Origin of the sequence: Gemmatimonas sp., assembly GCF_021298855.1 — a bacterium.
Classification (GTDB): domain Bacteria; phylum Gemmatimonadota; class Gemmatimonadetes; order Gemmatimonadales; family Gemmatimonadaceae; genus Gemmatimonas.
In genome coordinates this window covers 167020-179974 of the sequence record NZ_JAJTHI010000007.1, presented here as the reverse complement: position 1 = coordinate 179974, position 12955 = coordinate 167020, and the positions used below count along the sequence as shown (strand labels likewise).

Here is a 12955-nt window from a genome sequence, read left to right as displayed (position 1 = left end):
CGCCGTGTGGTAGGCCGCCGTGCTGGCGCCCGACGACGGCAGCGTCACCACCACCACGTACCCGCTTGCCGCCAGCCGCTCGGCGGCCCAGCTCACGCTCGTGATGTCGGCGCCGCCACCCGGCAGGAGCGACACGATCGGACAGGGTCCGGTCAGCAGCGCCGGGGCCGGCGCAAACGCCCGCGCCGGGAGCGGCGCGCCGGTGCCCCGTTCGGTGACCGTCACCGTTGTGGAGCGGATCGGGCCCCCGACCCCCCCGCACGCGGCGGCACGCGCCGGTGGGGTGGGGCCTGTCGGTCCCGTGGGGCCGGTCGGGGTATTCGGCGGCCCTGGGGACTCGGTGCCACCACATGCCGCCAGCAAAAGAGGCCACAGGTGCGTTCGCCGCCGGCGACGCCTTCCGCATTTGCTCATGAGCGTGCTTGTTCGTGTTGAATGCAACCAACGGTGTCAGGCAGACGCGCCGACGGTTGCCGGCGTTAACTCGATGGCGCACCCATCACCTCACGGGACCTCCCCCCATGACATGGCGCTCGCCTGTTCTGCTCGCCGCCATCCTCGCCCTTGCCGCCTGCCAATCGGGTGGCCCCGTTTCGGTCCCGGGCATCACCACGCGCACGTTCGACTTCGGGCAGGGGATCGCCGGCTGGACGATCGGCCAGGCGGACTATGCGCCGGCCACGGCGCCGACCGACGTGGTGGGCGAGGCGCGCCTGCTCCCCTCGCAGCTCACCGGCACCGGGTTCTTTCTGAGCGGGACCAACCGCAGCGATGACCTGTTCATCTACGCGAAGACGCGCCTGGTGGATCTGGCCCCGGGGACAACGTATCGCGTGGCGGTGACCGTCGACTTCGCGACGGACGTGCCAACCGGATGCGTCGGCGTCGGGGGCTCGCCCGGGGACGGGGTCTGGATCATCGTGGCCGCGGCGCCCATCGAGCCCACGACGGTATTCGACGGGCGCGACTACCGGGTGAATCTCGCGCGCGGCAACCAGGCGGTTGGCGGCCCGCAGGGAGGACCGGTGGGGACCATTGCCAACTCGGTGGCCAACTGCGGGATGCGGCGGTGGGAGTCGAAGCGGTTGGCAACGCCCGCGGCCTTCGGTCTCACCGTGACCGCGGATGCGCGTGGTACGGCGTGGCTGCTGGTGGGCATGGACTCCGGCTTCGAGGCCTTGAGCCGGATCTACCTGCAACGCGTGCTCGTGCAGCTCACGCCGACACCGTAGCGGCGCGATCAGCCGTGGCCGGCCGGCGGGCTCAGTCGCCGGGGCGCGGCCCGCGCTCGAGGAAGGCCTCGATGCGTTCCCACTGGCGGTGGACATCCTCTTCGCCCAGCTCGATCAACCGTCGCAGGTAATCCTGCTGGAACATGACGAGCGACAGGATGTCGGGGCTGGCGGTCTTCCGGGTACCCAGCCCGCGGGTGAGGAAGCGGAAGACCCGCGGCAGGCGCGGTTCGTAATCGCCCGCGAGACGCCCGAGGTCGCGCGACGGGCGCAGCACCAGCATGTCCACCACCCGCAGCCCGTGACGATGCTCGGGGGGCAGTCGCTCGACGAGCCGGTTGGTGCGCTGCAGCCGCAGGACGTCCTGGTCGATGAGATCGAGAAACACCGCGTTGTACAGCACGCCCAGCACCTGCGCCGGCGGTGGATAGCCGGCGACCTGCGGCTGGGCGGCCTCGGTGCCGCTGCGATCGTAGCGGGTGGCAATGGTGATGATGCGCGAGGCGCCGAGGTGCAGCGCCGGCGAAAGCGGCGACGTGAGTCGGATGCCGCCATCGCCGAACCACTCGTTGCCCACGCGCGTGGCCGGGAAGAGCAGCGGCAGGGCCGTGGACGCGAGCACATGATCGACCTGGATGTGCGTCCGCTCGCTGCGCCGCTGTGGGCGTTCCCAGAGGGCGATGTCGCGTCCCTGCACCCACGTCACGCTCTGCGACGTCGTGTAGCTGGTGCCGCACAGGGCGAGTGCGCGCAGGTGCCCGCGGTCGAGGTTGTGGGTAATGCCGGGCAGCGTCCCGTCCGGGTTGCGTTCCAGCACCCGCTCGAGAAAGTCGCGCAGCGGGGCGGTGTCCACCATGCCCTGGAACTGCTCGGGGTGCCCCTGCCCGCCGGCGACCAGCCGGAAGCCGCTGCGCATCACATTGGCGGCGAGCGACGAGGCGTCCACGCGGAACACCTGGTCTGGGGTGAGCGACAGCCAAAGCCGCACCAGCGCCTGCATGGCGTCGGCGAAGGTCCCACGGTGGGAGGCCAGATGCGTGGCGTTCACCGCGCCGGCCGACACCCCTACCAGAATGGGGACCTGCAGGCTCGGGTAGCGGGCTGCGATGGCGTGGAGTACCCCCACCTGGTAGGCGCCGCGCGCGCCCCCTCCACCGAGGACCATTCCGAGATCAGACGTGACGGGTGCCGAAGCAGGCATGTGAGGTGGGGTGGAAGACGGCGGAAACTTAGCGCCCCGTTCAAGCCGGGCACCGTGGGCACCATTCTGCAGGGACCGGGGCGGCCGTACCCGGGCATGTGCGGGCCCATGCACACAGGGGGCGGGAACCGGCACCGGCCGATTCCCACCCCCTGCATGTGTTGCGAGACGACGCGCCGCGCCGGTCAGTACCCCGGGTTCTGCGTCAGCTGCGGGGAGACGCGCAGGTCACGGATGGGCAGGGGGAAGAGCGCCTGCCCCGCACGGTCCTGGATGCCTTTCACCTGAATCACGCGCCCCAACCGCACGAGATCGGGCCAGCGATCGCCTTCCAGCGCAAGCTCGAGACGACGCTCGAGTTCGATCTGGCTGATGACCGCCGCCTGCGTAGTGACCTGATTGCCGAAGGTGTGCGGCGCCAGCCCGGCACGCACGCGCACCTTGTTGTACTGGGCCACCGCCTCGGGGAGGCGGTTGAGGCGGGCCAGCGCCTCGGCCTTGATGAGCACCACCTCGGCCAGGCGAATCACGTGCACATGCTCCGTGCCTGGCCGTGCCGACCATTTGGTGCCGTTGCGCGGGCGCGACGCCACACCGCTGGGGCGCACGGTCACGGTGCGGCGGATGTCACCGGCGGGATACGCCGCGTCGAGCTCGGCGCTGGGCTGCACCTCGGCCCGCCCTACGGAAAGGTAGTAGTTGCTGAGGCCATTGCTCTCGGTGGCGTTGAAGGCCACGCGGAAGATGTCCTCGGTGGTGTTGCTCCCCAGCGCCGAGAAGAGGTCGGCGTAGGGCACCACGAGCGTGTCACGCCCCGCCAGCACCTGGTTGGCCACATCCAGCGCCGCCTGATAATCGGCCTGGCTGTTGGCGTTCCCCGGGAGCCCCGCGCGGTAGAAGAGCACGCGGGCCCGCAGCGCCCGCGCCGCCGTGGGCGTGGCGAAGCGGGTGTTGGTGGTGTTGCGCGTGAGCGCCTGCGCGCTGTCGAGATCCTTGAGCACCTGCGTGTACACGTCGTTCACCGGCGTGCGCACGTAGGCCTTCGACTCGTCGGGCCCGGTGGTGACCTTGGTGGGAATGGGCACGGGGCCCCAGTACTTCACCAGGTTGTGGAAGCCGAGCGCGCGAACGAAGTACGCCTGCCCCATCACATCGGAGCGGGTGGGCTCCGGGATGGCGCTCACCGTGGGCACCTTGTCGATGATCAGGTTGGCGCGATTCACGCTGGAGTAGATCGCCGTCCAGAAGGCGGTGACTTCCTGGTTGTCCGCCTGCATGCGGTTGGTCTGCATCTCCCCGAGGAACTGGAAGGTGCCCGACCAGACGGTGTTGTCGGCGGCGAGATCGCCCACGAGATTCGCCGTGAGGCCGTAGTAGCTGCCGCTCTGCAGGGCATCGTAGACGCCGTTGAGCGACGCGGTGGCCGTGGCGGCGTCCTGAATCATGAGGTCCTGCGGGAGCGAGGTGACCGGCTCCGTCTGCAGAATGCCGTCGCAGGCAGCGGTGGCGGCCAGGGCGGCCAGAGCGGCCAGGCGCGCGAGCGCGCGCGTGCGGGTCTTGAGGGAAGTCATGATCACCATCCGGCGTTGATGCCCACGGTCCAGGTGCGGGCCAGGGGGTACGCGTAGAAGTCGACGCCGAGCGAGAGATTCGCGTTGGTGCCGGCCGAGTTGACGTCGGGGTTGTAGCCCGTGTAGTTGGTCCACGTGACGAGGTTGCGCCCGCTCACGTAGAGGCGGGCGTTGTCGGCGCGCACCTGCTTGGCGAGTGACGCCGGGAGACGCCACCCGAGGGTGACTTCCTGCAGGCGCACGAAGGACCCGTCCTCGATGAAGCGGTCGGACATGAAGCGGGCGCCGCCGGTGCTGCCCATGCGCGGCTGGTTGGTGATGTCGCCGGGCTTCTGCCAGCGGTTGCGCACGTTGGCGAACTTGTTGTCCGACGAGTTGCCACCGTCATCGGCGAAGAGGCGGTTCATGTTGAGGATCTCGTTCCCCTGCGTGAACTGCAGGAAGGCGCGGAAGTCGAGTCCCTTCCAGCGGATGGAGTTGGTGAGGCCGCCGAAGTAATCGGGCTGCGCGCTGCCGAGGTTGGTGGAGAGGTCGGCGGTGACCGGCGTCAGCGTTTCCCCGCCGTCGCCACGGCGATAGATGGCGTTGCCGGTGGCCGGGTCCACGCGCAGGAAGTCGAAGATGAAGAACGTGCCGATGGGCTTGCCGACCATGGCCACGCTCGTGAGGCGTCCCGAGGTGGTCGAGTTGACCGGCTGCCCGTCGGAGAGGGCGGTGATGAGGTTGCGGTTCCAGGTGATGTTGAGGTCACTGGTCCACTCGAAGCCCCCGGTGCCGGGCCGACGGATGTTGACCGTTTGCAGCTGCATGTCCACGCCGCGGTTGCGCAGCGACCCCACGTTGTCGGCCACGGTGCTGTAGCCGCTGGTGGCGGCCACCGGCCGGTTGACCAGCAGGTCGGCGGTGGCGCGGTTGTACCAGTCCACCACCAGGTTGACGCGGCCGTTGAAGAAGCCCAGGTCGGCGCCGATATCGGTTTCGGTGGTGCGCTCCCACCGGAGATTGGGGTTGCCCAGCTGCGAGGGGGCGAGCCCCGCAATGCCGGCGTAGGGGTTGGCGGCGGCGAGTGTGCGGCTGCCGAAGTCGGCAATCTGCTGGTTGCCGGTGGTGCCGCGGCTGGCGCGCAGCTTGAGCGTCATGAGGCGGGAGAGCGCACTGGCCCAGCTTTCGTCGCTCACCGTCCAGGCGCCGGAGAGCGCCGCGAAGTTGCCGTAGCGGCTGTTGTCGCCGAAGCGCGAGGAGCCATCGCGCCGCAGGCTGGCGGTGACCACATAGCGCTCACGCCACGTCCAGTTGGCACGGGTGAAGTACGACACCAGCGTGTTTTCGGTCTCACCGCCGTCGAATACGGACACCTGCGCGGCGTTGCGCACGTAGCGCTCGAAGCCGGTGGGGAAGCCCGTGCCGGCCACGTAGTTGAAGTTCGTGTTGTTGCGCTCCTGACTGGCGCCGGCCGTCACGCGCAGCGTCTGGTTGTCGGAGTCGATGACGTCCCAGTTGCCGAAGGTTTCGGCCAGCAGGCGGAAGGCCCGCGTGCGGCCGTCGGCGCCTTCGCCGCCCACGCTCGTGCTCACGGCGCGGTCCACCTTGGGGGAGCGCCAACGCAGTTCGTCGAGCGCGTAGAGGTCGGTGCCGAGGCGGGCGGAGACGTTGATCTTGTTGGTGAGCGCGTAGCGGGCCTCGAGATTCCCCAGCGCGCGCAGCGTGCTCACGTTGAGCGAGCTGTAGGTGGCGGTGGCCACCGGGTTGGAGTAGATGAGACCGTTGGCGATGCCGGCGAAGCCGAACGAGTTGCCGCGCACCGGCGAGAAGGGCTGCATGGCCAGCGCGTTGGTGACGATGCCGTCGATGTTCTGGTCGCCCGGCACGCGATCGTTGGACTCGCGGGTGAGGCCGATGTTGGAGGTGATGGTGAGCTTGCTGGTGGCCTGCGCGTCGGTGTTGAGGCGCACGGCCTGCCGCTGGTAGTCGGAGCCGATGACGATACCCGTCTGCCGTGTGTCGCTGCCGCTGAGGAACATGCGGAGGCGGTCGGTGCCGCCGCTCACGCTCATGTTGACTTCACTCATGGGCGCCTGGCGGAAGACGGCGGCCTGCCAGTCGGTGTTGATGCTGTCGGTGCCCGGGGCGAAGCGCGGGGCGAGCCCCTGATTGGTGCGCGCCTCGTTCATCACGGCCACGTAGTCGGTGGAGTTGAGCAGCTCGACGGTGCGCTCCACCTCCTGGGAGGCCGTGTAGGCGCTCATGTTGAAGCGGAAGCGGTTGCCGCCGGCGCCACGCTTGGTGGTGATGACGATGACGCCGTTGGAGCCGCGCGATCCGTAGATGGCGGCAGCGGCGGCGTCCTTGAGCACGTCAATGGAGGCGATGTCGTCGGGGTTGATGCCCGAGATGGGGGTCATGCGCTGGCCGCTGGTGCCGGTGATCTGCTCGAACGTGCCCTGCAGCATGGGCACGCCGTCGATCACGTAGAGCGGCTGGCTGCCGGCGTTGAGCGACGCCGGGCCGCGAATGCGCACCGACACGCCGCCGCCAGGCTCACCGCTGTTCTGCATGACCTGCACGCCGGGGACGCGCCCCTGCAGGGCGTTGTCCACGCTCACCACGGGAATGGCGTCGAAGGCGCTACTGTCCACACTGGCAATGGCGTTGCTCACGGTGGCGCGGCGGCTGCTGCCGTAGCCAGTGGCGACGATGGTGCTGAGTACGGCGGCCACGGGGCGCAGGCGGATGTCCACCGTCGCGGTGCCGCCGGCAGTCAGGTCGACCGTGCGCTGGAAGGCGGCATAGCCCAGGCGCTGCGCACGCACGGTGACGCGTCCGGCGGGAACGCCGGTGAGCTGATAGGTACCATTCTCCGCGGAGGCGGCCCGCGCGGCGCCGCCGGCGATGGTCATTTGCACCCCCGCTACGGGGCGGCCCGTGGAGGAGTCGGTAACGGTACCGCGTACGGTGCCGGTGCCCCCTTGTGCGTGCAGGGCAGGGGTGGCCGCAGCGACCAACAGGACTCCGGCCAGCGCGACCAGAGAGGGTACCTGCGGCACGGCGGGCGCCCTCCCCGCCACGACAGACCACAACCAGCGACGAGCGAACATGACATTCCTCCAAGAGCGGGAGCACGGGGCAGGGACTTTCCGAAAGGGCTCGGAAAAATCTTGGCGAGTATACGGGTGCGTCGACGAGTCGGGGAGAGGCGCAGGGACGATCCGTTCACCGGCCGGCCATCGCGAGGGATGACCGGCTGGTGAGCGGGGTGGGAGGCCCAGGCCGACGGCCCTCAGCGGTTCCCGAGGACGTGGCGGCATTAGCGCCGGCGGAGCATCGAGAGTGTCCGGCTCCTGGATCGCGCCACCCGAAGTGGCCAAACATGGGGATTGACAACAAAAGTTAACAGTGTAACTATAAGAACTATGGCTACCCAAGATTCGTCAGAGAGTGTGCTTTCGCGAGCGGAACGGCTCCGCCATCGCTCCGCCGCGCGGCGTGAGGCGCAGCGTGGGCAGTTGCGGGAGCTGCTGCTGGCGGTGGCCGAAGAACAGCTGCTCGAAAAGGGGTATGGCGGCTTCTCGCTACGGGAAGTCGCGGAGGCCACTCAGTACACGCCCACCACCATCTACCGCCACTTCCGCGATCGCGAGGCCCTGATCGCGGCGGTCCTGGAGAAGTGGTTTCTGCTGTTTGCCCGCGCGCTCGACGAAGCGGATCACCCTGACGCGGCTCCCAGCGAGCGCATTCTCGCCCTTGGTGATGCCTACTTGCGGTTCGCGCTGGCGCAACCGGCGCGGTACCGGGTCATGTTCGTCGACCGGCCGGACATCGGCATTCTCCCCGATGGGAGTGCGGATCTCCATGATGATCCGGCGTTCGGCGTGCTCATTCGGGTCTGTGATGCCTTGTGCACGGCCGGTGAGGCCGGACCACACCAGCCGATCCAAGTGGCCATGATGTTCTGGCTCGGCTTGCACGGGACCGCCGCCATGTCGGCGTGCTCGCAGATCGTCGACGCGCGGGCGGCACAACAGATCGGGATGGGCATTGCCCACCTCCTGCTGCGAGGGCTCCGCTCCACTCCCTAGAGCGGCGGTTTTTTTTGTGCCTTGAGTTAACGCCCATCCTTTTTCTACCTCTTCACACAGGAGTGCTTATGTTCCCTTTTCGCACCGTCCACATGGCGGCGTCTGCCGCCGCGCTGCTCATGGTGGCCACTCCACCCTGGCTTGGCGCCCAGGGGACGCGCCCGGCCACGGCCGCACCGACGCAACCGGCTCGTACGGGTTCCATTCAGGGGCGGGTGCTCGACCGCGACACCCAGCAGCCCATTGCCGAGGCCCAGCTGCAGCTGGTGGGAAGCACCATCGGCACGCTGACCGACAGCGAAGGCCGGTTCACCATCACCGGCGCGCCGGTCGGCACCCAGGCCGTCCGGGTCCTGCGCATCGGGTATCGCCCCACCACGGTGAGTGATCTGCTCATCAACCCGGGGCGCCCCACCCAAGTGGAGGTGCAGCTGGAATCGGCGGCCGCCACGCTCGCGGCCACACGCGTCGTGGCCGGGAACGCGTCGTTCGTGGCCCCGCGCAACACCCCGGTCTCGCGCATCACCATGAGCTACGAGGAGATCCGCCGCGCCCCCGGCGCCATTGGCGACGTGAGCCGCCTGGTGCAATCGCTTCCCGGGGTGCTCACCGGCAACGATACCCGCAACGACATCATCTCGCGCGGCGGCAGCCCCATGGAGAATCTGTTCCTCGTGGACGGGATCGAGGTGCCGAACATCAACCATTTCGCGGGGCAGGGCAGCACCGGCGGCCCCATCGGCATGATCAACAACGAACTGGTGCGCGACGTGGCCTTCTACGCCGGCGCGTTCGGCCCGCGCTTCGGCAATCGGCTGTCGAGCGTCCTCGACATTTCGTTGCGTGAGGGCAGCAGCGATGGTCGCCGCACCGAGTTCGACATGAGCAATGCCGGAGCCGGCATCGTGACCGAGGGGCCCCTCGGCTCCAAGGCGACGTACATTCTCTCGGGTCGCCAAAGCTATCTCGATCTGGTGGCGCCGCTCATCGGCCTGACCGCCGTGCCGTACACCACCAACTTCCAGGCCAAGGTGGCCTGGCGTCCGGGGGCCCGTGACGTGGTCAAGCTCGTGGGCATCGGCGGCTTCGATCGGATCGACTTCACGAGCACGGCAACGGACACCGAGGATCCGGATCCGCCGGGCACGACGCGTTTTCGCGGCGATCGCTGGACCGGCGGTGTCTCGTGGCAGCGCCTGCTGGGGGCACGCGGCGTGGGAACACTCGTCGCGAGCGCCAGCACCGGCGCCAATGACGTGCGCGTCCGCGAGGAGGCATTCGGCACCACTCCTGTGTGGGCCAACGATGCCCGCGAGAATGAGTACATCCTGCGCTACGACGCCACCTTCAACGTGCCACGCTTCGCCGATGTGAACGTTGGGGCCACGGCACGGCGCCTGACCATCAATTCCGCGCTCGCCTCGCCGTTCGGCGTGAACAACCCCTTCTCGGCCGCCCGCACGCGCGTCGACACGGTGGCCGTGGATCAGTCGGACGCTGTGGACATCGCGGGGGCGTATCTCGAACTTGTTCGCACGGTCGGGGCCTTCGACCTTGCCGCAAGCGTGCGCGGCGACCGCTTCGGGCAGTCGGAGGCGTCCCGTCTCGCGCCTCGGGCCGCCGTCACCTGGCGTCCGACCGGCAAGCTGAGCGTCTCCGGGACCTGGGGTCGGTATCACCAGCAGGTGCCCATCGTGTTTACGGCAAACATCCCGGCCAACGCCTCGCTCTCCCCCATGCAGGCCGATCACGGCGTGCTGGGCGCTCGCTGGACCCCGCGCGACAATCTGTTGCTCAGCGTGGAGGCGTTCGACCGCCAGTACCGCGACTACCCGGTCGCGCGCGCCTACCCGCAGCTCTCGCTCGCCAACACCGGCGACCAGAACGGGGTGTCGGACCTGCTCTTTCCCATGACCAGCGAGGGGACCGGCCGGTCGCGCGGCCTCGAGCTCTTCCTGCAGCAGAAGTTCACCGGCGCCACCTATGGCCAGATCAGCTATACCCGCTCCCGGGTCGAGCATCGGGCCCGTGACGGCCAGTGGCGGCCGGGCGGGTACGATGCGCCCAACTTCTTCACGGCGATCTTCGGGGTGAAGCGGGGGACCAACTGGGAGTTCTCCACGCGTGGCACCTACTCCAGCGGTCGCCCGCTGACGCCGCTGAACACGGTAGCCGCCGCGGCGCAGAACCGGCTCGTGTATGATGTGCAGCGGATCAACAGCGACCGGACACCGGCCTATGCCCGGCTGGACGTCCGCATCGACCGGCGCTTCCTCGTGCGTGGTTCGTGGCTCTCCACCTACATCGACCTGCAGAACATCACCGCTCGTGAGAACCGCTCGGTGCAGCAGTGGAACAGCAAGACGCGTGACGTGGAGTGGCGCGAGCAGATCGCGTTCTTCCCGGTGCTCGGCATCAACTGGAAGTTCTGAGGGCTGATGCCACCGGCGCCCCGCCCCATGACCCGCCGCCCGTGACGATCGGCGTTCCGCACCCGTTCGCACTGCCGGCGAGTCCCCCCGCACGTCCCCGGCGATTTCCCACGCCGTTCGATCGCCGGGCCGTGCATCCGCTGGCACAGCAGGCAGCGGCGGCCCTCATGGACACGCTCCAGGGGCCCTCCGCCCACGCATGGCAGCTGCACGAGCCCGGCCACGGCAAGATGTTCGGCGTGCTGGTCGTCGCGGGCCCCGACGGTGCCCTGGGGTATCTCCGGGCCTTCTCGGGCATGCTGCACGGCCAGTGGGAATGGCCGGGCTGGGCGCCGCCCACGTTCGACGCGGCGCAACGTGATCTGGTCTGGATTCCGGGCGAGGCGGAAATGCGTGGGGTGGCCGCCGAGCGCGCCGCCCTGCTGGCCACCGGGCCGTCCGACGCGACGGGGGCCGAGTCGGCGCGCCTCACGGCGGCCCTCGCGGCCCTCGATGCCCGGCGCACGGCCCGTTCGCGCGTGCTGCTCGCGCAGATCCAGGACAGTTACCGCTTCACCAACGCGCGCGGCGAGGTCCGTGCCCTGCGGGACCTCTTTGCGCCGGCCGAGCCCCCCGCAGGGGCCGGGGACTGCGCGGCCCCCAAGCTGCTGGCGCAGGCGTTTCGCCTGGGGCTCACACCGGTCGCCCTGGCCGAATTCTGGTGGGGCGCGCCATCGGCCACCGGTGATCGTCGAGCCGGTGTGTTCTACGCGGCGTGCCGGGGCAAGTGCCTGCCCATTCTGACGCACATGCTGGACGGCCTCCCCGCCGACCCGCCACCGCTGTTCGGGGCGGCGGCCATCAGCGTCGACGAGCCGCGCACCGTGTACGAAGACGACCACCTGCTGGTGGTGGACAAGCCCAGCGGGTTGCTCACCGTCCCCGGCCGCAGCGCCGTGCTGCAGGACTGCGTGGTGTCGCGCTTGCGCGCGCGCTACCCGGCGGCCACCGGCCCGCTGGTGGTGCACCGCCTCGACCTGGACACCTCCGGTCTGCTGCTCGTGGCCAAGTCCCTGGACGTGGCCAAGGCGCTGCAGCGGCTGTTCTCGTTGCGGGAGATCACCAAGCATTACGTGGCGTGGCTGGACGGCGAGGTGGCGGGCGAGCGTGGGCACATCGCACTGCCGCTGCGCCCGGACATCGACGATCGGCCGCGCAACATTCACGACCCGGTGCACGGCAAGCCGGCGCACACGGAGTGGCGCGTGCTGGGGCGCGTGCTGGGCCCCCCGGCGGGGCGCACGGCGGGGCGCACACGGGTGCTGTTCACGCCCCACACGGGGCGCTCGCACCAGTTGCGGGTGCACGCCGCGCACCCCGCCGGACTCGACGCCCCCATCGTGGGCGACCGGCTGTATGGCCGTACGCCCCCCGAGGACGACGAGCGCCTGCTTTTGCACGCGGAGCGGCTGGCCTTCGTGCATCCGGTCACCGGTGCGCCGGTGGTGGTGGAGGCGCCGGCGCCGTTCTGACGGCACGCGATAACTTGCAGCATGTCCGCGATGCCGACCGTGTTGCCGTCGTCCGCCGTCGTCCTGTCCACCGCCGACTGGCAGGCGCGCGCCGCCGCGCATCTCGCCAGGGTGCAGGTGTACACCGGGCCGCGTCGGGAACGACGGGCCCGCGGGGCCTCGCATCCGGTGCACGACTTTCTCTTCCAGTATTACCGCTACTCCGCAGCGAAGCTGGAGGCATGGCACCCTGACCCGCACGAGGCCATGGCCGACAGTGCGGAGGCCCGGGAGCGGTTCACGGCGCCGGTGTATCGTGTCGGCGACGGCACCCTGCATCGGGCGCCGGCCGGCATGTCGGCCGGCACGCGCGCAACGATGGCCGAGGTGCTGGCGCTGCTGCGGGCGATTCATGACCGCCCGGCGCAGTTCGGGTGCTACGGCCTGCACGAATGGGCCATGGTGTACGGCGGACACGAGATCCGGCACGCCGGCGTGGCGCCGCTGCGCCTGCCGCAACCGGAAATCGACGCCTTCGTGGAGAGCCGCCCGGTGGCGTGCAGTCACTTCGATGCGTTCCGCTTCTTCGCGCCGGCGGCGAAGCCGCTCAACCGGCTGCCGCTCGCGTGGGACACGCGCGCCGATGCCGAGCAGCCCGGGTGCATTCACGCCAACATGGACCTTTACCGCTGGGCGTACACGTGCATGCCCTGGGTCGGGAGCGATCTGCTCGCCGACTGTTTCGCGCTGGCCATGGCCCTGCGAGTGCTGGATATGCAGGCAGGGCCGTACGATCTGCGCGGGTTCGGGGTGGAGCCCCTCTGCATCGAGACCGCGGCGGGGCGCGACGAGTACCAGCGGCGGCAGCGGGCGCTGAGTGCGCAGGCGCACCAGCTGCGCGGACGACTCGTGGCCGCGATCGCGCACGCGCTCGCGACCTAGGGGCGCGTTCG

9 protein-coding genes are annotated in these 12955 nt (G+C 69.5%); 5 read left to right on the top strand and 4 right to left on the bottom strand.

Annotated elements, in window-relative coordinates; all coding sequences use genetic code 11:
- Nucleotides 1-225: hypothetical protein (locus LW840_RS03400; protein WP_291276404.1), on the bottom strand; the 225-nt coding region annotated here is incomplete at its 3' end.
- A 296-nt stretch (nt 226-521) separates the two neighbouring features.
- Between LW840_RS03400 and LW840_RS03395 the strand changes: the two genes are divergently transcribed.
- Nucleotides 522-1232, top strand: coding sequence for a hypothetical protein (locus tag LW840_RS03395; protein WP_291276403.1), 711 nt, complete (start codon nt 522-524; stop codon nt 1230-1232).
- Between the two features lie 31 nt (nt 1233-1263).
- Here the strand turns inward: LW840_RS03395 and LW840_RS03390 are convergent, their stop codons facing one another.
- The 3 genes from LW840_RS03390 to LW840_RS03380 form a co-directional block, all read right to left on the bottom strand.
- A complete protein-coding gene (locus LW840_RS03390) occupies nt 1264-2397 on the bottom strand; it encodes a patatin-like phospholipase family protein (RefSeq protein WP_291269548.1) in 1134 nt (377 codons plus the stop codon).
- Between the two features lie 221 nt (nt 2398-2618).
- The gene (locus tag LW840_RS03385) at nt 2619-4004 is read right to left on the bottom strand and encodes a RagB/SusD family nutrient uptake outer membrane protein (RefSeq protein ID WP_291276402.1); all 1386 of its coding nucleotides are present in this window, start codon (nt 4002-4004) and stop codon (nt 2619-2621) included.
- 2 nt (nt 4005-4006) lie between these two features.
- Nucleotides 4007-7099, bottom strand: a complete 3093-nt coding sequence (locus LW840_RS03380; protein WP_291276401.1) for a SusC/RagA family TonB-linked outer membrane protein — start codon at nt 7097-7099, stop codon at nt 4007-4009.
- A 315-nt stretch (nt 7100-7414) separates the two neighbouring features.
- Here LW840_RS03380 and LW840_RS03375 point away from each other — a divergent pair, with 315 nt between their 5' ends.
- From LW840_RS03375 to LW840_RS03360, 4 genes are all read left to right on the top strand, one after another.
- Nucleotides 7415-8080 (top strand): TetR/AcrR family transcriptional regulator, encoded by a 666-nt coding sequence (locus LW840_RS03375; RefSeq protein ID WP_291267353.1) that lies wholly within the window; start codon nt 7415-7417, stop codon nt 8078-8080.
- A 92-nt stretch (nt 8081-8172) separates the two neighbouring features.
- The gene (locus LW840_RS03370) at nt 8173-10512 is read left to right on the top strand and encodes a TonB-dependent receptor (protein ID WP_291267354.1); all 2340 of its coding nucleotides are present in this window, start codon (nt 8173-8175) and stop codon (nt 10510-10512) included.
- Nucleotides 10513-10553: 41 nt separating this feature from the next.
- Nucleotides 10554-12023, top strand: coding sequence for an RluA family pseudouridine synthase (locus LW840_RS03365; protein ID WP_291276400.1), 1470 nt, complete (start codon nt 10554-10556; stop codon nt 12021-12023).
- A 21-nt stretch (nt 12024-12044) separates the two neighbouring features.
- On the top strand, nt 12045-12944 hold the full coding sequence (locus tag LW840_RS03360; protein ID WP_291267356.1) for a hypothetical protein: 900 nt from the start codon (nt 12045-12047) through the stop codon (nt 12942-12944).
- Nucleotides 12945-12955: the final 11 nt, after the last annotated feature.

What these genes read in the sequence shown, in the direction of transcription:
- LW840_RS03385 (WP_291276402.1), bottom strand. Translation starts at nt 4,004, where the DNA reads ATGACTTCCCTCAAGACCCGCACGCGCGCGCTCGCGCGCCTGGCCGCT.
- LW840_RS03380 (WP_291276401.1), bottom strand. Translation starts at nt 7,099, where the DNA reads ATGTTCGCTCGTCGCTGGTTGTGGTCTGTCGTGGCGGGGAGGGCGCCC.
- LW840_RS03395 (WP_291276403.1), top strand. Translation starts at nt 522, where the DNA reads ATGACATGGCGCTCGCCTGTTCTGCTCGCCGCCATCCTCGCCCTTGCC.
- LW840_RS03390 (WP_291269548.1), bottom strand. Translation starts at nt 2,397, where the DNA reads ATGGTCCTCGGTGGAGGGGGCGCGCGCGGCGCCTACCAGGTGGGGGTA.
- LW840_RS03370 (WP_291267354.1), top strand. Translation starts at nt 8,173, where the DNA reads ATGGCGGCGTCTGCCGCCGCGCTGCTCATGGTGGCCACTCCACCCTGG.
- LW840_RS03360 (WP_291267356.1), top strand. Translation starts at nt 12,045, where the DNA reads ATGTCCGCGATGCCGACCGTGTTGCCGTCGTCCGCCGTCGTCCTGTCC.
- LW840_RS03375 (WP_291267353.1), top strand. Translation starts at nt 7,415, where the DNA reads ATGGCTACCCAAGATTCGTCAGAGAGTGTGCTTTCGCGAGCGGAACGG.